Below are 23,264 nucleotides of genomic sequence, written 5' to 3'. Positions count from 1 at the left end.
GAATATAACTTTGCGTCTTTCAAAAAATAAAGACAATAAGACAAATAGAAAACGGAAAGTCAATTATTCCATTTTCTACTTCGTACGACTTATTCCTAACATTCAATTAAGGGCGACGCAAAAGTACACACTTATTGAATTTAAATTTTTACATTCTATTACTATATCAGAACGAAATAGCAAAATCAAGCTTTTACACTTTTTAGAATGTAATAACCCTTGCTTTTTTCTACTATTTCTGCATTCCCGAAAATTTCTTGCATTTTCTTCTTGGCAGAGGGCATACCTTGTTTTTTCTGAATCACAACATAAAGCGCCCCTCCACTTACCAATACATCTACACTTTGTTCAAGAATGCGATGTACAACTTCTTTACCAGCTCTAATTGGAGGATTAGTTAACACAAAATCAAATGTTTTATCGATCATGTTGTCCAAGCAATTACTCACTTTAACTTCTACATTATCGATATGATTATGTTTTTGGTTGTCTGACGCTAACCCTAACGCGCGTTCATTTACATCAACAAGCGTTACTTCACTATGCGGCAATACTTTAGCGCACGTTAACCCAATCGGTCCATAACCACAACCTACATCTAAAATACGTTTCTTAGGACCCGGTGGATTCAAATTTAAGAACGTTGAAATTAATAAATCTGAACCAAAATCGATTTTCCCTTTCGAAAAAACGCCATGGTCTGTGAGAAAAGAAAGTTTAGTATCGCGATAAAAATAATCGAAACTTGTTCGCTCCGACCTCACATTTGGATCATTATCATAATAATGACTCATTACGCCACCTCTTTAATACATTTAATGAGTAAAGAAAAACCCGTTATCATGATAATAACGGGTTTTTGATTTAATACAGAGATTATTTTAATTCTACAGATGCGCCAACTTCTTCTAATTTTTCTTTTAAAGCTTCAGCGTCTTCTTTAGATAAGCCTTCTTTTACTACTTTAGGAGCGTTATCTACAACTTCTTTAGCTTCTTTTAAGCCTAAGCCAGTTGCTTCTTTAACAGCTTTAACAACTTTGATTTTTGAATCTCCTACAGAAGTTAATTCAACATCAAATTCAGTTTTTTCTGCTGCTGCTTCTCCACCAGCTGCGCCAGCTGCTGCTACAGGAGCTGCTGCTGTTACACCAAATTCTTCTTCGATAGCTTTAACTAAGTCGTTTAATTCTAATACTGACATTTCTTTAATTGCTTCAATAATTTTTTCATTAGACATGATATATTCCTCCGTTAATTAATTTTTTTAGTTACTGAATTATTCAGCACTTTCTTCTTTTTGTTCTCCAATAGCTTTAACTGCATAAGCAAAGTTACGAACTGGAGCTTGTAATACAGATAGTAACATTGATACAAGACCGTCTTTTGATGGTAATGAACCAATAGTAATAACTTCTTCTGCTGTTACAACTTGTCCTTCAATAACACCTGCTTTGATTTCTAATGCTTCGTTCGCTTTTGCGAAGTCAGCAAGAATCTTAGCTGGTTCAACTACTTCTTCGTTAGAAAAAGCAATCGCATTAGGACCAGTTAAATGATCTTCTAAACCTTCGATTCCCGCATTTTCAGCAGCACGGCGAACTAGAGTATTTTTCAATACTTTATATTCGATACCAGCTTCACGTAATTGTTTACGTAATTCTGTTACTTGCGCTACAGTTAAACCACGATAATCCACAACGATTGTTGATACAGAATTTTTGAACTTTTCTGTGATAGCATCAACTTTTTGTTGTTTCACTTCAACGATTTTTGAATTAGACATCTCTACACCTCCATATTATTTGTACCGTGCTTTTATGATGAGGTATCTCAACAAAAAAGCACTTTTTACCCACGGCAAAAAGTGCTTGAAATTTATACGTTCAAGTCAATTTAAGCCTCGGCAGGATTGGATTTTAAGTTCTAAGAAGAACTCCTACTGTCTTAGGTTAAATATTACACATCCAAAACTATAACGCGTTTTGGATGTGAAGTCAATATTTTTTATTATAATTTAAAGCTACTAGAATCAACTTTGATACCAGGACCCATTGTTGTTGTTACAGCAACAGACTTGAAGTAAGTACCTTTAGATGATGCTGGTTTAGCTTTTGTTAATGTATCTTGGATAGTTTTGAAGTTCTCAACTAATTGTTGCTCATCAAATGAAACTTTACCAATAGACGCATGAACAATACCAGATTTTTCAGCGCGGTATTCTACTTTACCTGCTTTAATTTCTTCTACTGCTTTTTTGATGTCCATTGTAACTGTTCCAGTTTTAGGGTTTGGCATTAAACCTTTAGGTCCTAATACACGACCAAGTTTACCAACTTCACCCATCATGTCAGGTGTTGCAACGATTACATCAAAATCAAACCAACCTTGGTTAATTTTGTTAATGTATTCTTCACCTACATAGTCTGCTCCAGCTTCTTCTGCTTCTTTGATTTTATCGCCTTTAGCGAATACTAATACACGTTGTGTTTTACCAGTACCGTGTGGTAATACTACTGCTCCACGGATTTGTTGGTCGTTTTTACGAGTATCAATACCTAGACGAAATGCAACTTCTACAGATGCATCAAAGTTTACAGTACTTGTTTCTTTTGCTAATTTGATTGCTTCTTCTACTGAGTAGAATGAAGTACGGTCAACTTTAGCAATTGCTTCTTGATACTTTTTACCTTTTTTAGCCATCTTGATTTCCTCCTTTAGTGGTTTTAGCGGAATGTTACCTCCCACGCGCATTGTTGAAAGACAATGCAATAGCAGACAGCGATTTAGCCGCCTGCTTAAACTTTAAATTATTCTACGACAATACCCATACTACGAGCAGTACCTTCAACGATACGCATAGCTGCTTCTTCTGATGCTGCATTTAAGTCAGGCATTTTAGAGATAGCAATTTCACGCACTTGATCTTTAGATACTGTAGCAACTTTAGTTTTATTAGGTTCGCCTGAACCTTTTTCTACTTTAGCTGCTTTTTTAAGTAATACTGCTGCAGGTGGTGTCTTAGTGATGAAAGTAAATGAACGATCTTCAAATACTGTAATTTCAACTGGAATGATTAAACCTGCTTGCTCTTGTGTACGAGCGTTGAATTCTTTACAGAATCCCATAATATTCACACCGGCTTGACCTAATGCAGGACCAACTGGTGGTGCTGGGTTTGCTTTACCTGCAGGTATTTGCAATTTAACTACTTTTACTACTTTTTTAGCCACGATGTGCACCTCCTTGATATCGTGATGTGGTCATGGGGTAATGATATTTTACCCTCCCACTCTTCATTTCGTGATGAAATGGTTGCGCATAGTCCGAGCGCGACCTTTAAATAATAACATTGAAATCATCAAAATTCAAGTGTTTTTTTACAACTTTTCTATTTGATCAAATTCAACTTCCACTGGTGTTTCTCTACCAAACATATCGACAAGAACAGTGAGTTTGTATTTTTCAATATCTATTTCTTTAATCTCGCCAACTTGGTTACTAAACGGTCCACTTGTAACGCGAACTTGTTCTCCTAGTTCTACTTCAACATCAACTGTTTTCTCAACCATACCCATTTGTTTCAAGATGAATTTAGCTTCATCAGGTAATAATGGATTAGGCTTTGATCCTGCTCCAGCTGAACCAACAAAACCAGTTACACCAGGTGTGTTTCTAACTATATACCATGATTCATCTGTCATTATAAGTTCTACTAAAACATAACCAGGAAAAGTCTTTTTGATTTGAGTTTTAGCTTTACCATCTTTAATTGATGTTTCTTCCTCTTCAGGAATTACAACTCTAAAGATTTGTTCTTGCATATTCATTGTTTCAACACGTTTTTCTAGGTTTGTTTTGACTTTATTCTCATAACCCGAATATGTGTGCACTGCGTACCAGCGTTTAGCACCTATCTCTTCTGACATTTTGCCACTCCTTACTATTTAATCAAATTAATTATCTCAGTAATTCCTAAATCTAATGCATAGAAAAAGATTAAGAAAAAGATTACCGTACATACTACTATTGTTGTATATTTAGCAAGTTCTTTACCTGTTGGCCAACTTGTCTTTTGCATTTCTGATTTTACGCCTTGAAAGAAATTTTCTTTTTTAGCCATTGATTTTCCTCCTTCTATTTGGATTCTTTATGCAATGTATGCGTATTACAAGTTTTACAAAACTTCTTTAACTCTAACCGATTATTTGTATCTTTTTTGGGGACTGTATAATTTCTAGTTCCGCATTTTTCGCAATTTAAAGGGACTTTTCTCATTTTCTCACCTAACTCATTCTAATCCTAGACTAATATACAAAACAATACACCTAATTGTCAAACAGTGCGGAAATGATTTCTGATTTATTCAGCTTCTTTTTGATTCGATATTGCGCATTGTAAATGTGCTTTATTGGCACATTTAGTCTTTCAGATATTTCTTTTTTAGTTTGTCCTTCTAATACATATTTTACAATATTTACTTCAAAAACTGTCAATCGTTGTTCTACCAATAGATATGATAAAAACTGTTCGATTAGAATCGATTCTTCAAGTGGTTTAACATGACAATCTGGAACTTTCTCATACAAACATAAATCTTCTCCAAATGGATTACCATCAATTGTCAAAGCAGAATTATGAAAGTGATATTTTTCGCTTTTAATTTTTCTTATATAATCGATTTTGACATTTTTGATGATGACATTAACACAATGAGCAAATGATTGTGTATCTTGACAGTCGTAAGTCAAGACTTGCTTGTATAACTTATATCTAATAATTTGAGCCAAATCCTCACTATCTTCTTTTGATATATTGAGAGATTTTATGCGGTTTATTATCGCTTGATCAAAAGTTTTCAACACTTTAGCAAATAATTCAGTTTGTCCATTTTGAACTGCTTTGATACAATTTAACATTTCACTTTCCGTAGTCGTTTTATTCATGATGTTCAGTCCTTATACAAAGTGGTGAACATCATTCTACGAAATTATGATTGTTTTAATCAAATACCAAAATTTCAAAATCACTTGTTATTTCTACGCCATTTTTCAAATTGCTGTAACACTTCATCTGGTAAATTCAATCTATTTCGCGGTGTCTTCGTTTCAATCTCAGATAAATGTTTTGTAACGACTGATTCTTGGTTCTCTATCGTTCTCCACATTTCTCTCGAAGAAATCCTATAGGCTCCTGAACCAAAAATAGCATGTTGCTCACTCATATCACTAGTCACAACTGTAATATGCGTTATATGTTTTCGATACAATTCGTAAGTTAACTTTTCGATATAACTATCTGCAGTTTCTTTTCCTTTTGTAAAGACAACTTTGACACCATGCTTGATTTCAATTGATTCTGTACCTTCAACGCCATAAGCATCGAATACAACAATCATTTCGCCATCATGCTGCGTATTGTAATTGATTAATGTTACGAGCAATTTATCTCTTGCTTCTTCTAGAGAAACTTGTGCTATTTTTATTAATTCATTCGATTGTCCCATTAAGTTATAACCATCGATAATCAAATAAATATCTTTCATTATGATTGACCTATTGGGTTTCTTTTTCTATATACTTCATACATCAACAAGCTCGCTGCAACTGACGCATTAAGACTGTTTACGTGACCAACCATTGGTAATTTAATATAGAAATCACATTTTTCTTTAACGAGTCTACTCATACCTTCACCTTCACTGCCAATTACAATAACAAGTGGCATATTCGCATCCATTTCGCGGTAGTCTGTAGCATTATTGGCATCTGTACCTGCGACCCAGTAACCAACTTCTTGCAGACGCGTCATCGTTTGTGGCAAGTTCGTCACTCGTATAACTGGAACATGTTGAATAGCACCGGTAGATGCTTTTGCAACTGTAGCATTTAATTGTACTGATCTTCTCTTCGGTATAATGATTGCATCAATGCCTATTGCATCTGCAGTTCTCATAATTGAACCAAGGTTATGAGGATCTTCAAGCCCATCTAACATGAGTACGCAAGGATTATGATCGATATCTTTTGATTCGGTTATAAAATCTTCTAATTCTTTATAAGGATATGGCGCAATTTGTGCAGCAATGCCTTGATGAGGTACATCTGTTAAAAAGTCGATTTTAGATTTTGGTACTGTTTGTACTACGATTTTTTCATTTTTTGCAAGTTTTAATATTTCACCAATTTGTTTCTTATTGATACCTTCTTGAATAAGTATTTTGTTAATCGTATGTCCAGAGGTAATTGCTTCCTTCACAGCATGTCTACCAACTATTACTGATTCATCCATCTGTATTCACCCTTTCTTCTGTAATGTTTATGATTCTATTTATTAATACTTCTAAACGTTCTGTTTCATCTGTCAAAAACAAATATCCAATAACCGCCTCTATTGCCGAACTTTTACGGTATGTTTGTATATCTGTGTTTTTTGCTTTAGTGTGACTTTTAGCGTTGCGTCCACGTTGTATAATTTCAAACTCTTCTTCATTAAAAAAAGATTCTTCTAACAATATATTTAATGCGTATGCTTGACCTTTTGCAGATACATATTGTTTTGATAATTGATGTAGACGGTTAGGTTTTCCTTTAATCTTGATAATGATATGTTTTCTTATATAGGTATCTAAAATCGAGTCCCCCATATATGCCAACGATAACGGATTCAACATTTTTGCCGTTAATTTATCCACGTCTAAATCTCACACCTTGAGCTGTGTCTTCAAGTATAATGTTTTGCTCTTTCAACATGTCTCTAATTTCATCAGCACGTTTGAAATCTTTAGATTTTCTCGCTGCATTTCGTTCTTCGATTAATTTCTCAATCTCTTCATCAAGTAACTGTTGTGTTTGTCCAACTAATGGAACACCTAATACATCACTGAAGATTTGATACACTTCCTCGAAATATTGAATCGTACGAACTGAAGTTGTATTTTCTAATAAATATTTATTAGCTAATTTATTTAAATCATACCATGCTGTTATTGCATTAGCTGTATTAAAGTCATCATCCATATACATTTCAAAATCTTTCAATACTTGATCTATACCTTTAATATAGTAATCTGAACTATCTTCATCTTTTATTGCTAGTTCTTTTCTTTCTGTCAATGCAAGATAACTGTTACGAATTCTTTCCAGACCTTTTTTAGCAGCTTGCACCAAATCTAAATCATAATTTACAGGACTTCTATAATGAGCACCGACCATAAAGAATCTCAAAACATCTGGATCAATTTCTTTAATGATATCGTGAACTAAAATAAAGTTACCTAATGATTTACTCATCTTCTCGTTATTAATGTTCACAAAGCCATTATGCATCCAATAATTAGCAAATGTCGTATCATTATGTGCTTCCGATTGAGCAATTTCGTTTTCATGATGAGGAAATTGTAAATCTGTTCCACCTGCATGAATGTCAATTGTATCTCCTAAATGCACTTGCGCCATAACAGAACATTCAATATGCCAACCTGGACGTCCTTCTCCCCAAGGGCTTTCCCACTTGATTTCGCCCGGTTTAGCTTGTTTCCATAATGCAAAGTCAAGGTCATCTTCCTTTTGTTCGCCAGATTCGATTCTCGCACCGACTTTTAAATCGTCTATTGATTGATGACTCAATTTACCATAACCATCAAAATGACGTGTGCGATAATAAACATCACCGCCACTTTCATAAGCATAACCTTTATCTACCAACACTTTAATAAATTGAATAATATCGTCCATATGGTCCATAACTCTAGGATTAGACGTACCACGTTTACAGTTTAGTGCGCCAGTATCTTCGTAGAATGCTTCAATAAATCGATCAGCTATTTCAGGAACTGTTTCACCAAGTTCATTTGCAGTTCTAATTAATTTGTCATCTACGTCAGTAAAGTTAGAAACGTATTCTACTTCATAACCACGATATTCTAAATAACGTCTAACGACATCGAAAGCTACTGTTGATCTAGCATTACCGATATGAATATAATTGTAGACTGTTGGTCCACAAACATACATTTTTACTTTGCCTTCTTCTATAGGAATAAATTCTTCTTTCTTTCTCGTTAATGTGTTATATAACGTAATCATCAACAATCTCTCCATTCTTAGTCTTTTCAAGGTGACGCTCTAATTCTTTAAGCTGTTCATATATAGGGTCAGGCAAATTAGTATGATTAAAGTTTTTGCCAACTTTTAGTCCATCTTGTTTAACGATTCTACCCGGAATTCCAACCACTGTTGAATAATCAGGGACATCTTTTAAGACAACTGAATTTGCACCAATATTTACGTTACTTCCAACTTCTATATTACCTAAAACTTTCGCCCCGGCTGCTATTAAGACATTATCTCCAATATCCGGATGACGTTTACCTCTTTCTTTTCCTGTGCCTCCTAAAGTGACACCTTGATAAATCGTGACATTATTTCCAATATTACAAGTTTCGCCAATTACAATCCCCATACCATGATCGATAAATAATCTCTTCCCAATAGTTGCGCCTGGATGTATTTCAACACCTGTAAAGAATCTTGAAATTTGGGAAATCGACCTTGCTATAAAATACATCTTCTTCTTAAAAAACCAATTGGCAATTAAATAACTCCAAATAGCATGTAATCCTGAGTAAGTCATGACCACTTCAAACGAAGACCTTGCAGCTGGATCTTGATCAAATACCATTTGAATGTCATCTTTGACTCTTTTAAACATAAAATCCCCCTCCTCAGATACAAAAAAGCATCTCTAACAATAATTGCTAGAGATGCTGTATATGCACGGTTCCACTCTTTTTAGCATATAAATATGCTCACTCATTTAAGTATTTATATGTTCTTTACAATAAAGGTGCATTCGTAAATATTATGTGGTACATTTCCACCAAACATGTACTCTCTTTGTTTCACATAATTTAAACTACTTATCCTTTAAGTCAATTTTATAATAGTGTCTAGTTTGAAAAAAATCAAACGAAACGTTTTAATCTAGTCAACACTTTATCTCTACCTAATAATGCAATCGTATTTGGTAACTCTGGACCATGTGTTTGTCCAGTGACAGCAACACGAATTGGCATGAATAATTGTTTGCCTTTAACACCTGTTTCTTTTTGCACTGCTTTAATTGATTTTTTAATTTCTGCTGGTTCAAAAGGCTCTAACGTTTCAAGTTGTTTTGCAAGTTCTGCCATTACGGTTGGAACTTGTTCACCGTCAAGCACACTTTGAGCTTCGTCGCTAAATTCTAAGTGTTCTCTGAAGAACAACTCTGATAAAGGAACAATTTCTCCAGCATAGCTCATTTGTTGTTGATATAAGCCAACTAAATCTTTAGCCCATTGTAATTCAGCTTCTGAAGGACTGTCAGATAATAATCCTGCCTTAATCATATGAGGCATCGTCATTTCAAACAATGTTTCAGAATCTTTTTCTTTCATGTATTGGTTGTTAATCCATTCTAATTTTTTCTTATCGAAAAATGCTGGTGATTTAGAAAGTCGTTTTTCATCGAAAATTTTGATGAACTCTTCTTTAGAAAAGATTTCTTCTTCACCTTCTGGAGACCATCCTAATAATCCAATAAAATTAAAGATAGCTTCTGGTAAATAACCTAAATCTTTATATTGTTCGATGAATTGTAATATTTGACCATCACGTTTACTTAATTTCTTACGCTCTTCATTTACGATTAACGTCATGTGTGCAAATTTTGGTGGTTCAAATCCTAATGCTTCATAAATCATAAGCTGTTTAGGTGTATTTGAAATATGATCATCACCACGAATAACATGAGAAATTTCCATGAAATGATCATCGATTGCTACTGCGAAGTTATAAGTTGGAATACCATCTTTTTTGACGATAACCCAGTCACCGATACCATTTGAATCGAATGCTACATCACCTTTAACGATATCGTTAAAAATATATTCTGTATCTTGTGGTACTCTAAATCGAATACTTGGTTGTCTGCCTTCAGCTTCAAAAGCATCTTGCTCTTCTTTAGTTAAGTGTGCATGTTTCCCACTATATCTAGGCATTTCGCCTCTCGCAATTTGCTCTTCTCTTTCCGCTTCTAATTCTTCTGAAGTCATATAACATTTGTATGCTTTATCTTCTGCTAATAATTGTTCAATAATCGGTTGGTATATATGACCACGTTCTGATTGACGATATGGACCGTATCCTCCGTCTTTATTAACTGATTCATCCCAACCTAAACCTAACCATTCAAGATTAGAAAATTGTGATGCTTCTCCATCTTCTAAGTTTCTCGCTAAATCTGTATCTTCAATTCGTATAACGAAGTCACCATCATAATGTTTTGCAAATAAATAGTTAAATAATGCGGTTCTTGCGTTACCGATGTGTAAGTAACCAGTTGGACTTGGCGCATATCTTACTCTTACTTTGTTACTCATCGTCTCACTCCTGTTTTTATTCTTTATTTGTTAATAATACCACAGCTTGTGCTTGTATGCCTTCTTCTCTTCCTAGAAAACCTAACTTTTCATTCGTTGTGGCTTTCACATTGACATCCTCTATCGAAACTTCAAAAATAGATGCTATTGTTTCTCTCATATTATCAACATGTGGTCTGAATTTTGGTTTTTCAGCAATAATTGTAGCATCTACATTTCCAAGTTGATATCCTTTTTTCAAAACTTGTTTATATGCTTCTGCCAAAAGTATTTTTGAGTCTGCATTTTTAAATGCCATATCTGTATCCGGAAAAAGTTTTCCGATATCACCTAAACTTGCTGCTCCTAATATAGCATCTGTTATCGCGTGAAGTAACACATCTGCATCACTATGCCCTTTTAATCCATATTTATGTTCAATCTCAATTCCACCTATAATAAGTGGTCTATTCGCATCAAACTCATGTACATCATAGCCATAACCAACTCTAAACATCTTTCATACCTCGTCTTTCTATTATCGAATCTGCCACTACTAAATCTTCATTAGTTGTAATTTTGATATTATTGTAATCACCGTTTGTCACATGTACTTTATAACCTGCTCTTTCAACTAATGAAGCGTCATCAGTACCTAAAAACTGATCTTCTTCGGCTAATTGATAAGCATTTAAAATTACATCTCTTTTGAATGACTGTGGCGTTTGAACTTGCCACATTGTAGAACGATTATACGTTTCTTCCACAACGCCATCGACTACTCTCTTGATAGTATCCTTCACTTGAACAGCTAAAATAACAGCCTCATGGACTAATGTATCTTTATAAACTTGTTCAATACTTTCACTTGAAACTAGTGGTCTCGCACCATCGTGAACCATCACTACATCTGTATTACCTATCACTTTTAGCACTTCGTAAATACTATGTTGTCTTTCTTTACCACCAGATATAACAGCAGCTACTTTATCAAAGTCCTTTAAATGCGCTGCCATCATATTCACTTCATCTGGATGTGCTGCTATAAATATTTGTTCACATGATTTAATATTTTGAAAGATGCTTACAGTGTGACGAATAATAGTTTCATCGTTTATTTCAAGAAATAATTTATTGATTTTTTTGCCCATTCTTTTTCCTTGTCCAGCTGCTGGAATAATCACTGTAAAACCCAATGTTATGACACCTTCTTCGCAAAAATAATTCTACCCGATGATGTTTGTAATAAACTCATCACTTCAACCGTAATTGTTTGACTAATATATTCTCTACCTTTTTCAATAACGACCATCGTGCCATCATCTAAATAACCCACACCTTGGCCATCTTCTTTTCCAATTTTAGAGATTAGCAATTTAAAAGTGTCACCTTGATGAACAACTGGTTTAATGGCTTCTGATAAATCATTCACATTTAATACTTTAATATCTTGAACTGCACAAACTTTATTTAAATTATAATCAGTCGTAATAATACTTGCGTTATATTTTTTAGCTAATTTAATGAGTAATGCATCAACGTCTTTATGAGTTGAATTAGGTTCAACTATCGAAATCGGAAAATCGGTATCCCTTAATTCACTTAATATATCAAGACCTCTTTGACCTTTATCTCTCTTAATACTATCTTTAGCATCTGCAATAACTTGTAATTCTTCAATTACACCTTGTGGGACTAATATCTCGCCATCTAAGAAATGACATTTTACAACATCTAAAATTCTGCCATCTATAATAGCACTCGTATCTAGTAACTTTGAATTTCTTGCGGATGTTTGTCTCGTTAAAGAATTAGAAATATTTTCTGGAAACAATCTTAATATTTCCTCACGCTTTTGCAAACCAATTTGAAACCCTAAATAACATAGAAAAGCAGCAATAATAATGGGTAGGATATGTTTCAAAACTGGTGCGCCTATCATCTCTAATATAAATGAAACCATAACTGCAATCATCAAACCTATCATGACACCAATGGTAGCAAAGAATATTTCAAGAATACTTCGTTTTAATAAGTATTTCTCACCTTGATCCGCAATATCTACAATTTTGTCTATTAAAAATCCAAATAATAAAAACATGATAACAGCGCCTATCAAACTATCTATATAAGGGTTTGAAAGTACGTGTTCTGGTTGAATGCTAAATGTATTGATAAGTTCAGGAATCACCAAAATACCTAGCGAGGATCCTATGACTAAATAACATAAGATGATTAGCCCTTTTAAAATTTTCATTCGTTAACCTCCTAATGGTTAATCAGACACTAAAAGCTATCTTTAATGCTTCTCTCGTAGTTGATACACCTATTACTTCTGTCCCTTCTGGGAATTCTAGTCCTTTAATATTATTCTTAGGAATGATGATACGTTTAAATCCTAATTTAGCCGCTTCTTGAACACGTTGGTCAATTCTTGCAACTCTTCTAACTTCACCTGTTAATCCAACTTCACCAACAAAGCAATCGTCTCCTTTTGTTGGCTTATCTTGGAAACTTGAAGCAATTGCGATAATAATACTTAAGTCTACTGCAGGTTCGCTTAGTTTAACACCACCAGCAATTTTGATATAAGCATCTTGTTGTTGTAGCAAGAAATTTTCTTTCTTCTCTAAGACTGCCATGAGTAAGCTCAAACGATTGTGATCTATACCTGTTGCCATTCTTCTTGGATTATGAAATGTCGTTGGTGTAACTAACGCTTGTACCTCTACCAATATAGGACGAGTACCTTCCATTGTAGCAACTATCGTTGAACCTGCAACATGTTTTGAACGTTCTTCCAAAAACATTTCTGAAGGGTTTTTAACTTCATTCAATCCAGTTTGCTTCATTTCAAAAATACCCATTTCGTTTGTTGATCCAAAACGGTTTTTCACTGCTCTTAATATACGGTATGCATGATGTGTATCTCCTTCGAAATACAATACTGTATCCACCATATGTTCTAACAATCTTGGTCCAGCTATTTGACCATCTTTAGTAACATGACCAACTATAAACGTAGCGATGTTCATTTGTTTAGCGATATGCATTAAATTTTGAGTACACTCTCTTACTTGTGAAACAGAACCAGGAGCCGATGTCACTTCCGGGTGATACACCGTTTGAATAGAGTCGATAATTAACAAATCTGGTTTAATTTTTTGAACCATACTATGTATAATTTCTAAATTTGTTTCAGCATATACATTTAGTTCTCCTGAATCTTCAACTAATCTTTCTGCTCTTAGTTTTGTTTGTCTTACTGATTCTTCTCCTGAAACATATAACACGTTTTTGTTTTGAGATAGCGCTGCAGATATTTGTAATAATAAAGTTGATTTACCTATACCTGGATCCCCTCCAATTAAGACAAGTGAACCTTCTACGATTCCGCCACCTAACACTCTATTAAATTCATTGATTTTCGTTTTAATTCTAGGTGTATCTTCCTCTTTAATATCTTTAAGTTTTTCGACTTTTTGAGCTGGCGCATCTGATTTAAAGGTATTTTTGGGACCTTTCGTTTCTTTATGTTCTATCGATTCTTCCATTTGGTTCCAAGCACCACAATTAGGACATTTCCCCATCCATTTTGGTGACTGATGACCACAGGCTAAACATTCAAATATTACTTTCTTCTTTGCCATTCATGTTACCTCCGAGTTAATTGACTATTTATATTTTAAACTTCACCGACTGTAAAAACAAATTAATATACTTCATCCCAATAATAAAAGCCCACAAAACCATATTCATATATGGTTGCGGACTTTTGTGTTCAATTAAATATTTACCTTTAGACTTTACTGACTATGACTGAGTAGTCGCTTCTTTTGCTTTGTCATCTTTATGATCAGATAAATCAAATTTAAATTCATCGTCTCTATAATCAACGATAACATCTTTACCTACTAATTCTTGACCAGATAAAATCAATTCACTTAAGTTATCTTCTACATTTTTTTGAATTGATCTAGTTAACGGTCTAGCACCGTATTCAGGATCATAACCTTCATCTGCAATTTTATCTTGAGCTGCATCTGATAACGTAATATGAATTCCTTGTTCTGATAAACGTTTAGTTAAGTTGTTAGCCATTTTAGCTACAATTTCTTTTAAGTGTGTTTTTTCCAACTTATGGAAGACGATAATGTCATCCACACGGTTTAAGAATTCAGGTCTAAATTGTTGTTTTAGTTCGTCCATCATTGTTTTTCTAATTGTTTCATAGTCAGGACCACTTTCTTTCGCACCAAATCCAACAAATTTAGAATTTTGTAACTCTTGTGCACCAACATTTGAAGTCATAATAATAACTGTGTTTCTAAAGTCTACTTTACGACCTTTAGAATCTGTTAAGTGACCGTCATCTAATACTTGTAATAAGATATTGAATACATCTGGGTGTGCTTTTTCTATTTCATCAAATAGAATAACTGAATATGGTTTACGTCTTACATTCTCAGTTAATTGACCACCATCATCATGACCTACATATCCTGGAGGTGAACCAACTAATCGACTGACAGAATGTTTTTCCATAAACTCACTCATGTCAACTCTAATCATTGCATCTTCTTCACCAAACATTGCTTCTGCTAATGTTCTTGCAAGTTCTGTTTTACCTACACCTGTTGGTCCTAAGAAGATAAAGCTACCAATTGGTCTCTTAGGATCTTTCAATCCTGCTCTTGCACGTCTTACTGCTTTTGAAATTGATTGAACAGCGTTATTTTGGCCGATTACGCGATCGTGTAAGATTGTTTCTAAATTTAACAGTCTTTCTGATTCTGTTTCATTCAATTTAGTAATCGGTATGCCTGTCCAGTTTGCTACTACTACTGCAATGTCTTCAGCAGTAACACATGTGTTTTTCTCACCTTGTGCTTTTTTCCATTCGTTTTTTGTATCTTCTAATTGTTTTTCAAGTTTAGTTTGTTTATCTCTCAAGTTTGCTGCATTTTCAAATTCTTGTGAATGTACAGCAGAATCCTTTTCTTTTTTAACTGTTTCTAATTCCGCTTCTAGTTCTTTAAGACTTGGCGGCGTTGTGTAATTTCTTAGTCTAACTTTTGAACTTGCTTCATCTATTAAATCAATCGCTTTATCTGGTAAGAATCTATCAGATATATAGCGATCACTCATATTCACTGCCGCTTCAATTGCATCGTCAGAAATATTGATTCTATGATGTGCTTCATAGCGATCACGTAAGCCTTTTAAGATTGAAATAGAATCCTCAGTATTAGGTTCTTCTACTTTAACTGGTTGGAACCTTCTTTCTAACGCAGCGTCTTTTTCAATGTATTTACGGTATTCATCTAATGTAGTAGCACCTATACATTGTAGTTCGCCTCGTGCTAATGCTGGTTTTAAGATATTAGATGCATCAATTGCACCTTCAGCGCCACCAGCACCAATTAATGTGTGAAGCTCATCAATAAATAGAACAATATTACCTGCTTGATGAATTTCTTCCATTACTTTTTTCAATCTTTCTTCAAATTCGCCTCGATATTTCGTACCTGCAACAACTGTACCCATATCTAATGACATAACACGTTTACCTTTTAACGTTTCAGGCACTTCATTTTGAATGATAGCTTGTGCTAAACCTTCTACTATTGCAGTTTTACCTACACCTGGCTCACCAATTAATACAGGGTTGTTTTTAGTTCTTCTACTTAACACTTCAATTACACGTGTAATTTCATCAGAACGTCCAACAACTGGATCTAAAGTACCATCTTGAGCAATAACTGTTAAATCTCTCGCTAATCCATCTAGAGTAGGTGTCGCTTGGTTTTTTGTTGTTTGGGCATTTTTAGAACCTTGTTCTGGACTGCCTAGTGATTTCACAACTTGTGCTCTAGCTTTCGTAATATTTAAATCTAAATTAGCAAAAACTCTAGCCGCAACGCCTTCATTTTCACGAATTAATCCGAGAAGTAGATGTTCTGTTCCAACGAAAGTGTGATTTAACTTTCTTGCCTCATCCATTGATAGTTCAATGACTTTTTTAGCTCGTGGTGTATAGTGAATAGCACCAACTTGTTCTTGGCCTTGGCCGATTAAGTTTTCAACTTCTTTTGTGACTTTTTCTTCTGTTATACCAAAAGCATCTAGTACTTTCGCCGCAATGCCTTCTGGTTCTTTCATTAAGCCTAATAATAAATGCTCTGTACCTATATTTGAATGATTTAATCTCATTGCTTCTTCTTGTGCGTGCGCCAATACACGTTGGGCACGTTCTGTTAATCTACCGAATAGCATAAACTAACCTCCTATTTATTTATATATGTTCTCTTAAAAATGTAGCTCGTTTTTCATCCACTGATTGTTTAGATTCTTCATCTTCAAAGAACGGTGTCTGTATTGTAACCATTAAATGATCAAAATTAAAATCATCATGCTCAATGTATCCTAAATCTATACCCAGTTTCATTTCACTTAACCTTAATGAAGCTTCTTCGACAGATATTAATTGTGCCGATTTAAGTATACCTGCTGCACGATGCACTCTATCTTTAGTTTCCATATGATTGAATCTATTTAACCTGCTTCTAATTTGCTCTTCTTCACTTATAATTTGCTCTACTATTTGCGTTAAATCTTCAATAATTTCTTGTTCAGTTTTACCTAATGTTAATTGATTAGATATTTGATAAACATGACCTAATGCACCTGTTCCTTCACCATATATGCCTCTAATAGTGTAACCAAACCTATTTATCGCTTGTCCAATTCGTTTCATTCGTTTCATAATGCTTAAGCCTGGTAAATGCAACATCACACTTGCACGTAATCCAGTTCCTATATTAGTAGGACAAGTTGTTAGAAAGCCATGCTTCTCGTCATAAGATATCGTTAAATGTTTATCTAATTCATCATCTACTTTGGAAGCTACATCATAAAGTTCCTTCAATACAAGGTTATTCCCCATGACTTGAATTCTTACGTGATCTTCCTCATTTATCATTACACTCGTCGACTCTTCTTCATTTAATAATACCGCTCCCGTATCTTGTTTAGTCAGTGCTGGACTTATTAAATGTTTGAATACGAGTTGGTTTTTTTCAAGATCTGATAAATCTGATAATCGAACTAGCTTTAAATCAGATAATGCATTTGTCACTTTTTCTATAACTCTGTTTCCTATTTGATCATCATCATATTTGAGCGGATGAACTTCATCTTGAAGGTTACGTGCAAGTCTTATTCTTGAACTCATTATAATTGGGGTATCTGTTTTTTCTTTCATCCAATCACTAATATGTTCATTAATATGTTCTTCCATTTACTTGACCTCACCTTCTGCTTTCAAAGCTTTAATTTCGTCTCTTACAACTGCGGCATCTTCAAATGCTTGTTCCTCTATTAATTCTTGAAGCATTTTTTCTTTTTCAGCAATTTGCTGTTTAAGCTGGATTTTACTTCTTGAAGAAACCGGAATTTTACCGGTATGTTCTCCACTACCTGCTTGAACGCGTCTAATAATTTGAGGTACATCATCTTTGAATGTTTCGTAACAATCATGACATCCAAATTTACCAACTTTAGCTATATCAGGTAACGTCATACCACATGTTGGACAGTGCTTCTCTTCTTGTGGCTGAACTTGTTTAAAATTAATGCCATGTTTTCCTACAAGATATTGTAAAAATTGATTCACTACAAATTCTTGGTCTAAATTTTGATCATTCATTTGATCATCTTGAAAATAAAAATGTTCAGAAGCACAACTTTTACAAATCCATTGTTCTGTATTATGTTTTTTTCCAGTAGATGTTAATTGAATCGTCGCTTCTTCTTTACCACAGATTTCACAAAGCATACTGTCACTCCTTTTTAACTATAATGTATAACGGCTAGTATTCTTTTCAATATATTTGCTCGTATTATATCTCGATATGGTATTTCTATTTGTAATGTATCTCTATGAATCGTTTGAACGATCATTTTTTTCTCTCTATCTGTTATTAAATTATTCTCATATAAACCATCTAGAATTCTAAATGCATTTGCCTGAGAAATTTGATCACCGATTAACTCTAACAAATGTTGTATAAATGCTGATTGGCTATTCGTCTCTACCTTAGATATGCGAATGTATCCTCCGCCACCTCTTTTACTTTCAATAGAATAACCATGTTCATTTGTAAATCTAGTTTTAATAACGTAATTTAATTGGGAAGGAACACAGTCAAACTTTTCAGCAATATGTGCTCTCTTTATTTCAACAGCATTATCTTGAGCTTCTTCCAATAGTTGCTTTAAGTATCTTTCAATAATATCAGACATGTTGTGCATAAACATCACCTCTTTTGACCTTCTTTGACTATATTATATGTTGTGAAGTTTATTATTTCAATTAATTTGTTTCTTAAAGTTTTTTTAAATTATTGTACCGCTTTCATTAAAAATAAGTTATGATATATGATAGGTTATTCAAGAGAGAATTACATTGGGAAAGGTGTGTGTATTATGCATATTATTATCGGGATTATCGGAATCTTACTATTCTTAGCCTTAGCATGGCTCGTAAGTTCAGATAAAAAAAGCGTAAAATGGAAATACATAGGTATCATGATTGTTATACAATTTATATTTGCATTTTTACTCTTAAAAACAACTGGGGGTATCTACTTCGTAGGTAAGTTGTCTGAGGGATTTAACTATATTATTATGAAAGCAATGGAAGGTGTTAACTTCGTATTTGGTGGAATGGCCAACTTAGATCCTAAATCTAAGCAACCAACAAACGTTTTCTTCCTAAACGTTCTTCTACCAATCGTGTTAGTTTCAGCTTTAATTGGTATACTTCAATATACAAAAATATTGCCGTTTATCATAAAATATTTAGGCTTTATCATTTCAAAAGTAAATGGTATGGGGAAATTAGAATCATATAATGCTGTTGCATCTGCAATTTTAGGACAATCTGAAGTTTTTATTTCAATCAAGAAACAACTTCCTTTTATTCCTAAAAATCGTATGTACACATTGACTGCTTCTGCTATGTCAACAGTCTCAGCTTCTATTATCGGTGCTTACTTCACTATGGTAGAACCGAGATACGTTGTTACAGCTGTCGTGTTAAACTTATTTGGCGGTTTTATTATTGCATCTATTATTAACCCTTATACGGTTGATCCTGACAAAGATGACATCATTATTGAAGAGGGTGAACATAAACAATCATTCTTCGAAATGTTAGGTGAATATATTCTAGACGGCTTTAAAGTTGCTGTAATTGTTGCAGCTATGTTGATTGGTTATGTTGCATTAATCGGATTATTAAATGGCTTAACAGGAAATATCCTTCATACAGTTTCAGGTGGCTCAATTGATTGGGACTTCCAAACATTAATCGGATTTGTATTTGCACCGCTTGCATTCATTGCAGGGATTCCTTGGAGTGATGCTGTAGAGGCAGGAAGTATTATGGCTACTAAGCTATTATCTAACGAATTTGTTGCTATGGGATTACTTCCAGATGCAGAACTTTCTAAACGTGCTACAGGTATTATTTCAGTATTCTTAGTTTCATTTGCAAACTTTGGATCCATCGGTATAATTGCTGGTGCCGTTAAATCATTAAATGATGAACAAGGAAATACAGTTGCTCGCTTCGGTATTAAATTATTATTCGGTGCAACGCTTGTATCATTTATCTCAGCTACAATTGCAGGATTCTTCTTGTAAGATATAAAAAACACGAGACGCGTAAAGTCTCGTGTTTTTTTATTTAATATATTCTGTTTGATATTGCGCTACAATTTCTTCAATAAAATATTTCATAATTTTATAATCATCTGTTAACTCTGGATGAAATGAAATACCTAAATATTGATTTTGTCGAACGGCAACTATTCTATCTTCTACTTTAGATAAGATTTCCACACCGTCATTCACATATTCAATATGAGGTGCTCTAATAAATACTGCATTAACCTTCTCTTCTATACCTTTTACTTCTAAAAATTGCTCGAAACTATCCACTTGTCTTCCAAATGAATTTCTTTCAACACATACATCTAATTTATTTAAGTGGCTTTCTTGAGAGACAACTTCTGTTGCAAGTAATATAAGACCTGCACATGTGCCATACATAGGTATCTCACTCTCTCTAAGTGCCTCTGTAAAACCATATAAATCCATTAACCTTCTCATAGTAGTAGATTCACCACCAGGTAACACTAGTCCATCTATACCTTCTAGTTGTTCAACCTTCTTTATTACGATACCTTCATGACCAGCATGATTAATATGATTCAGATGCTCTCTAATAGCACCTTGTAAGCCTAGAACGCCTATTCTCATATTACCATCCTCGCTCTTGCATACGCTCTTCTAAAGATAATTGATTAATATCTAAGCCTTTCATTGCTGGACCTAATTCTTTAGATAGTTCTGCAATTAATTTATAATCTTGGAAATGTGTTGTTGCTTGTACAATTGCTTTAGCAAACTTTTCTGGTGCTTCTGATTTAAAGATTCCAGATCCTACAAACACACCATCTGCACCTAATTCCATCATTAAAGCTGCATCTGCTGGTGTTGCTACTCCACCTGCTGCAAAGTTAACAACAGGTAAACGACCTAATGTTTTAATTTCTTTCAAAATTTCATAAGGTGCACCAATATTTTTAGCTTCAGTCATGATTTCATCATCACTCATAACCACTAATTTACGCACTTCACTATTAACTTGTCTCATATGTCTAACTGCTTCTACGATATTACCTGTACCTGGCTCACCTTTTGTACGTAACATTGCAGCACCTTCACCAATTCTTCTTGCTGCTTCTCCTAAATTACGACATCCACAAACAAAAGGTACTGTAAAATCATCTTTCTTTAAATGATATTCTTCGTCTGCTGGCGTAAGTACTTCTGATTCATCTATATAGTCTACACCCATTGACTCTAATATACGTGCTTCAGTTATATGACCAATTCTCCCCTTAGCCATAACTGGTATAGAAACAGCATTCATAACTTCTTCTACAATGCGTGGGTCTGCCATTCTAGCTACGCCACCTGCCGCTCTTATATCAGATGGTACTCTTTCTAATGCCATAACTGCTACAGCACCTGCTTCTTCTGCTAACTTCGCTTGTTCTGCATTGACAACGTCCATAATGACGCCACCTTTTTGCATTTCTGCCATACCTCTTTTTACTTTATCTGAACCTGTTATTTTAGACATTAATATTCCTCCTTTTAAAACGCTTACTAGTAGGTTATACTAAATTCTGAACTGGTAAAAGTGCCACATTTAATAAATATTTAGTGGTCAGTTAATGGAGGAACTTATGGAAATGCTTATGTTTAACATTAATAGAAATATTAATGTACCAATATATAAACAACTTTATGAAAATATTAAGAAAAACATTATAAACAACGTGTTACAACATGACGAGAAGCTACCCTCAAAGAGGCAACTTAGCCATTATTTATCAGTTAGTCAAACAACAATTGAACATGCATATCAATTACTAGCAGATGAAGGCTATATATACAGCAAAAATAGATCAGGTTTCTATATAAATGATATAGTAAATCTACCTGTAACGTATAAAACAAAATTAACCAATGATACTCAACACCAACCACGACATTTTAAATATTCTTTTAAACTTGGTGCGGTTGATCAATCACATTTTCCGAACGGCCTTTTTAGAAAATACGCTAAAGAGGCTTTCGATGAAGCACAACTTTACATGTTAGATAGTGGACATAAACAAGGTGATTATCGTTTAAGAAAAGAAATTAGAAACTATATTTTTCATAGTAGAGGCGTAAATGCTTCTCCAGATCAGATTATCGTAGGGTCCTCAACTGAACAATTACTTTCAATAATAACGGATACGATTGCTTCAGCTACATACATGATTGAAGATCCATTATATAAACAAGTTCGTGATTTACTGAAAAGAAAGCACATCCCTTTTGAATTTATTTCTGTAAGAAAAAACGGTATTGATATAGAAGAAATTAATAAAGCAAACAAAGATATTGTATATATTACACCTAGTCATCAATTTCCAACAGGCGTGATTATGGATTTAAAGAGGAGAACGCAGCTTATTAAATGGGCCTCTGAAAAGCCATCTCGTTATATTATAGAAGACGACTACGATTCAGAATTCAGATATAGTGGAAAGCCTATTCCTGCGCTTCAAAGCATTGATAATACGGACAGTGTTATTTATGTCAGTACATTTTCTAAGTCAATATCTCCATCTATTCGAGTTGCTTATGCAGTATTACCTAAAAAGTTACTTAAACAATATCAAGAAAAATCAAACATAGAAGGTGGTACAGTACCTAGACACACACAATTTATTCTGAGTAGATTTATGGAGGAAGGACATTTTGAAAGACATTTAAATCGTATGAGGAAAATATATAGACACAAGAAAAATACAATTATAAATGAGCTTCATAAATATCCTAATCATTTTACTGTATCAGGAGAACTAACAGGTATGCACTTTATTCTTACGGTTAGAAATGGATTAACTTTAGATGAATGCATTAAACGTGCAGAAGAATGCAGTATTGACATTAAACCACTCTCTCATTATCGGTTTAAAAAAGGAGATGATACCCCCCATTTCGTATTAGGCTTCGGTGGTATAGAGAATAAAGATCTTCAAAGCCATATTGAAGCACTTATTACATGCTGGAGAACTGATAAATAACATAAAAGCTATCCTTACATTAAATATATAATGTAAGGATAGCTTAATTTATATAAAAAAAGAGACCTAACAGGTCTCGAGTGCGGCTCATCGCATCCATTTTTATTACTTGCCCGGCAACGTCCTACTCTCGCGGAACGTAAGCCCAAC

Annotated in this window: 27 protein-coding genes and 1 other annotated feature; of the genes, 2 read left to right on the top strand and 25 right to left on the bottom strand. The window is 34.0% G+C overall.

The window, feature by feature from the left end; all coding sequences use genetic code 11:
• Positions 1 to 185 precede the first annotated feature (185 nt).
• The 23 genes from CD111_RS04940 to CD111_RS04830 form a co-directional block, all read right to left on the bottom strand.
• The gene (locus tag CD111_RS04940; RefSeq protein ID WP_095089758.1) at positions 186 to 794 is read right to left on the bottom strand and encodes a class I SAM-dependent methyltransferase; all 609 of its coding nucleotides are present in this window, start codon (positions 792 to 794) and stop codon (positions 186 to 188) included.
• An 82-nt stretch (positions 795 to 876) separates the two neighbouring features.
• Entirely contained in the window at positions 877 to 1,239 is a 363-nt protein-coding gene (rplL, locus tag CD111_RS04935; protein WP_371868693.1) for a 50S ribosomal protein L7/L12, read from the bottom strand.
• 39 nt (positions 1,240 to 1,278) lie between these two features.
• The gene (rplJ, locus tag CD111_RS04930) at positions 1,279 to 1,785 is read right to left on the bottom strand and encodes a 50S ribosomal protein L10 (RefSeq protein WP_095089761.1); all 507 of its coding nucleotides are present in this window, start codon (positions 1,783 to 1,785) and stop codon (positions 1,279 to 1,281) included.
• Positions 1,786 to 1,828: 43 nt separating this feature from the next.
• Positions 1,829 to 1,969, bottom strand: a sequence feature (ribosomal protein L10 leader region).
• A 40-nt stretch (positions 1,970 to 2,009) separates the two neighbouring features.
• Positions 2,010 to 2,702, bottom strand: a complete 693-nt coding sequence (gene rplA / locus CD111_RS04925; protein WP_095089762.1) for a 50S ribosomal protein L1 — start codon at positions 2,700 to 2,702, stop codon at positions 2,010 to 2,012.
• 107 nt (positions 2,703 to 2,809) lie between these two features.
• Entirely contained in the window at positions 2,810 to 3,232 is a 423-nt protein-coding gene (gene rplK / locus CD111_RS04920; protein WP_095089764.1) for a 50S ribosomal protein L11, read from the bottom strand.
• A gap of 147 nt (positions 3,233 to 3,379) precedes the next feature.
• Positions 3,380 to 3,928 (bottom strand): transcription termination/antitermination protein NusG, encoded by a 549-nt coding sequence (gene nusG / locus CD111_RS04915; RefSeq protein WP_095089765.1) that lies wholly within the window; start codon positions 3,926 to 3,928, stop codon positions 3,380 to 3,382.
• Positions 3,929 to 3,942: 14 nt separating this feature from the next.
• Positions 3,943 to 4,122 (bottom strand): preprotein translocase subunit SecE, encoded by a 180-nt coding sequence (secE, locus tag CD111_RS04910; protein ID WP_095089767.1) that lies wholly within the window; start codon positions 4,120 to 4,122, stop codon positions 3,943 to 3,945.
• Positions 4,123 to 4,136: 14 nt separating this feature from the next.
• Entirely contained in the window at positions 4,137 to 4,277 is a 141-nt protein-coding gene (rpmG, locus tag CD111_RS04905) for a 50S ribosomal protein L33 (RefSeq protein WP_095089769.1), read from the bottom strand.
• A 50-nt stretch (positions 4,278 to 4,327) separates the two neighbouring features.
• Positions 4,328 to 4,945, bottom strand: coding sequence for a sigma-70 family RNA polymerase sigma factor (locus CD111_RS04900; protein WP_095089771.1), 618 nt, complete (start codon positions 4,943 to 4,945; stop codon positions 4,328 to 4,330).
• Between the two features lie 80 nt (positions 4,946 to 5,025).
• Positions 5,026 to 5,544: an NYN domain-containing protein gene (locus tag CD111_RS04895; protein ID WP_095089773.1), complete on the bottom strand. Its 519-nt coding sequence runs from the start codon at positions 5,542 to 5,544 to the stop codon at positions 5,026 to 5,028.
• Positions 5,544 to 6,290, bottom strand: coding sequence for a 23S rRNA (guanosine(2251)-2'-O)-methyltransferase RlmB (gene rlmB, locus CD111_RS04890; RefSeq protein ID WP_095089775.1), 747 nt, complete (start codon positions 6,288 to 6,290; stop codon positions 5,544 to 5,546). The genes CD111_RS04895 and rlmB overlap by 1 nt, the downstream gene beginning before the upstream one ends.
• Complete coding sequence (locus CD111_RS04885) at positions 6,283 to 6,672, bottom strand: Mini-ribonuclease 3 (protein WP_229726472.1); 390 nt, start codon at positions 6,670 to 6,672, stop codon at positions 6,283 to 6,285. Before CD111_RS04885 ends, rlmB begins: the two co-directional genes overlap by 8 nt.
• A gap of 13 nt (positions 6,673 to 6,685) precedes the next feature.
• Complete coding sequence (gene cysS, locus CD111_RS04880; protein ID WP_095089779.1) at positions 6,686 to 8,086, bottom strand: cysteine--tRNA ligase; 1,401 nt, start codon at positions 8,084 to 8,086, stop codon at positions 6,686 to 6,688.
• Positions 8,070 to 8,711, bottom strand: coding sequence for a serine O-acetyltransferase (gene cysE, locus CD111_RS04875; protein WP_095089781.1), 642 nt, complete (start codon positions 8,709 to 8,711; stop codon positions 8,070 to 8,072). Before cysE ends, cysS begins: the two co-directional genes overlap by 17 nt.
• A 253-nt stretch (positions 8,712 to 8,964) precedes the next feature.
• Positions 8,965 to 10,419 carry a glutamate--tRNA ligase gene (gene gltX, locus CD111_RS04870; protein WP_095089783.1) on the bottom strand — a complete coding sequence of 485 codons (1,455 nt, stop codon included), beginning with the start codon at positions 10,417 to 10,419 and terminating at the stop codon, positions 8,965 to 8,967.
• Positions 10,420 to 10,435: 16 nt separating this feature from the next.
• Positions 10,436 to 10,915, bottom strand: a complete 480-nt coding sequence (gene ispF, locus CD111_RS04865; protein WP_095089785.1) for a 2-C-methyl-D-erythritol 2,4-cyclodiphosphate synthase — start codon at positions 10,913 to 10,915, stop codon at positions 10,436 to 10,438.
• Entirely contained in the window at positions 10,908 to 11,594 is a 687-nt protein-coding gene (gene ispD, locus CD111_RS04860; RefSeq protein ID WP_095089787.1) for a 2-C-methyl-D-erythritol 4-phosphate cytidylyltransferase, read from the bottom strand. The genes ispF and ispD overlap by 8 nt, the downstream gene beginning before the upstream one ends.
• A 2-nt stretch (positions 11,595 to 11,596) precedes the next feature.
• Positions 11,597 to 12,655 (bottom strand): PIN/TRAM domain-containing protein, encoded by a 1,059-nt coding sequence (locus tag CD111_RS04855; protein ID WP_095089789.1) that lies wholly within the window; start codon positions 12,653 to 12,655, stop codon positions 11,597 to 11,599.
• Between the two features lie 22 nt (positions 12,656 to 12,677).
• Positions 12,678 to 14,048, bottom strand: coding sequence for a DNA repair protein RadA (gene radA, locus CD111_RS04850; protein ID WP_095089791.1), 1,371 nt, complete (start codon positions 14,046 to 14,048; stop codon positions 12,678 to 12,680).
• A gap of 163 nt (positions 14,049 to 14,211) precedes the next feature.
• Positions 14,212 to 16,674 (bottom strand): ATP-dependent Clp protease ATP-binding subunit, encoded by a 2,463-nt coding sequence (locus CD111_RS04845; RefSeq protein WP_095089793.1) that lies wholly within the window; start codon positions 16,672 to 16,674, stop codon positions 14,212 to 14,214.
• Positions 16,675 to 16,693: 19 nt separating this feature from the next.
• Positions 16,694 to 17,698: a protein arginine kinase gene (locus CD111_RS04840; protein ID WP_095089795.1), complete on the bottom strand. Its 1,005-nt coding sequence runs from the start codon at positions 17,696 to 17,698 to the stop codon at positions 16,694 to 16,696.
• Entirely contained in the window at positions 17,699 to 18,235 is a 537-nt protein-coding gene (locus CD111_RS04835; RefSeq protein WP_095089797.1) for a UvrB/UvrC motif-containing protein, read from the bottom strand.
• 14 nt (positions 18,236 to 18,249) lie between these two features.
• Positions 18,250 to 18,711 (bottom strand): CtsR family transcriptional regulator, encoded by a 462-nt coding sequence (locus CD111_RS04830; protein ID WP_095089799.1) that lies wholly within the window; start codon positions 18,709 to 18,711, stop codon positions 18,250 to 18,252.
• Between the two features lie 174 nt (positions 18,712 to 18,885).
• On the opposite strand from CD111_RS04830, the gene CD111_RS04825 reads away from it, so the two are divergent.
• Positions 18,886 to 20,106, top strand: coding sequence for a NupC/NupG family nucleoside CNT transporter (locus CD111_RS04825; protein ID WP_095089801.1), 1,221 nt, complete (start codon positions 18,886 to 18,888; stop codon positions 20,104 to 20,106).
• A gap of 39 nt (positions 20,107 to 20,145) precedes the next feature.
• Here the strand turns inward: CD111_RS04825 and pdxT are convergent, their stop codons facing one another.
• Both pdxT and pdxS read right to left on the bottom strand, forming a co-directional pair.
• Positions 20,146 to 20,724, bottom strand: a complete 579-nt coding sequence (gene pdxT / locus CD111_RS04820; RefSeq protein ID WP_095089803.1) for a pyridoxal 5'-phosphate synthase glutaminase subunit PdxT — start codon at positions 20,722 to 20,724, stop codon at positions 20,146 to 20,148.
• A 1-nt stretch (position 20,725) separates the two neighbouring features.
• Complete coding sequence (gene pdxS / locus CD111_RS04815) at positions 20,726 to 21,613, bottom strand: pyridoxal 5'-phosphate synthase lyase subunit PdxS (protein ID WP_095089805.1); 888 nt, start codon at positions 21,611 to 21,613, stop codon at positions 20,726 to 20,728.
• A 106-nt stretch (positions 21,614 to 21,719) separates the two neighbouring features.
• Here pdxS and pdxR point away from each other — a divergent pair, with 106 nt between their 5' ends.
• A complete protein-coding gene (gene pdxR, locus CD111_RS04810) occupies positions 21,720 to 23,114 on the top strand; it encodes a MocR-like pyridoxine biosynthesis transcription factor PdxR (protein WP_095089807.1) in 1,395 nt (464 codons plus the stop codon).
• Positions 23,115 to 23,264: the final 150 nt, after the last annotated feature.

Origin of the sequence: Mammaliicoccus stepanovicii, assembly GCF_002902525.1 — a bacterium.
Lineage (GTDB): Bacteria > Bacillota > Bacilli > Staphylococcales > Staphylococcaceae > Mammaliicoccus > Mammaliicoccus stepanovicii.
This window is presented reverse-complemented; position numbering and strand designations above follow the sequence as displayed.

Coding starts and splice junctions, on each gene's coding strand:
- CD111_RS04940 (WP_095089758.1), bottom strand. CDS start 794: ATGAGTCATTATTATGATAATGATCCAAATGTGAGGTCGGAGCGAACA.
- rplL (WP_371868693.1), bottom strand. CDS start 1,239: ATGTCTAATGAAAAAATTATTGAAGCAATTAAAGAAATGTCAGTATTA.
- rplJ (WP_095089761.1), bottom strand. CDS start 1,785: ATGTCTAATTCAAAAATCGTTGAAGTGAAACAACAAAAAGTTGATGCT.
- rplA (WP_095089762.1), bottom strand. CDS start 2,702: ATGGCTAAAAAAGGTAAAAAGTATCAAGAAGCAATTGCTAAAGTTGAC.
- nusG (WP_095089765.1), bottom strand. CDS start 3,928: ATGTCAGAAGAGATAGGTGCTAAACGCTGGTACGCAGTGCACACATAT.
- secE (WP_095089767.1), bottom strand. CDS start 4,122: ATGGCTAAAAAAGAAAATTTCTTTCAAGGCGTAAAATCAGAAATGCAA.
- rpmG (WP_095089769.1), bottom strand. CDS start 4,277: ATGAGAAAAGTCCCTTTAAATTGCGAAAAATGCGGAACTAGAAATTAT.
- CD111_RS04900 (WP_095089771.1), bottom strand. CDS start 4,945: ATGAATAAAACGACTACGGAAAGTGAAATGTTAAATTGTATCAAAGCA.
- CD111_RS04895 (WP_095089773.1), bottom strand. CDS start 5,544: ATGAAAGATATTTATTTGATTATCGATGGTTATAACTTAATGGGACAA.
- rlmB (WP_095089775.1), bottom strand. CDS start 6,290: ATGGATGAATCAGTAATAGTTGGTAGACATGCTGTGAAGGAAGCAATT.
- CD111_RS04885 (WP_229726472.1), bottom strand. CDS start 6,672: ATGTTGAATCCGTTATCGTTGGCATATATGGGGGACTCGATTTTAGAT.
- cysS (WP_095089779.1), bottom strand. CDS start 8,086: ATGATTACGTTATATAACACATTAACGAGAAAGAAAGAAGAATTTATT.
- cysE (WP_095089781.1), bottom strand. CDS start 8,711: ATGTTTAAAAGAGTCAAAGATGACATTCAAATGGTATTTGATCAAGAT.
- gltX (WP_095089783.1), bottom strand. CDS start 10,419: ATGAGTAACAAAGTAAGAGTAAGATATGCGCCAAGTCCAACTGGTTAC.
- ispF (WP_095089785.1), bottom strand. CDS start 10,915: ATGTTTAGAGTTGGTTATGGCTATGATGTACATGAGTTTGATGCGAAT.
- CD111_RS04855 (WP_095089789.1), bottom strand. CDS start 12,655: ATGAAAATTTTAAAAGGGCTAATCATCTTATGTTATTTAGTCATAGGA.
- radA (WP_095089791.1), bottom strand. CDS start 14,048: ATGGCAAAGAAGAAAGTAATATTTGAATGTTTAGCCTGTGGTCATCAG.
- CD111_RS04845 (WP_095089793.1), bottom strand. CDS start 16,674: ATGCTATTCGGTAGATTAACAGAACGTGCCCAACGTGTATTGGCGCAC.
- CD111_RS04840 (WP_095089795.1), bottom strand. CDS start 17,698: ATGGAAGAACATATTAATGAACATATTAGTGATTGGATGAAAGAAAAA.
- CD111_RS04835 (WP_095089797.1), bottom strand. CDS start 18,235: ATGCTTTGTGAAATCTGTGGTAAAGAAGAAGCGACGATTCAATTAACA.
- CD111_RS04830 (WP_095089799.1), bottom strand. CDS start 18,711: ATGCACAACATGTCTGATATTATTGAAAGATACTTAAAGCAACTATTG.
- CD111_RS04825 (WP_095089801.1), top strand. CDS start 18,886: ATGCATATTATTATCGGGATTATCGGAATCTTACTATTCTTAGCCTTA.
- pdxT (WP_095089803.1), bottom strand. CDS start 20,724: ATGAGAATAGGCGTTCTAGGCTTACAAGGTGCTATTAGAGAGCATCTG.
- pdxS (WP_095089805.1), bottom strand. CDS start 21,613: ATGTCTAAAATAACAGGTTCAGATAAAGTAAAAAGAGGTATGGCAGAA.
- pdxR (WP_095089807.1), top strand. CDS start 21,720: ATGGAAATGCTTATGTTTAACATTAATAGAAATATTAATGTACCAATA.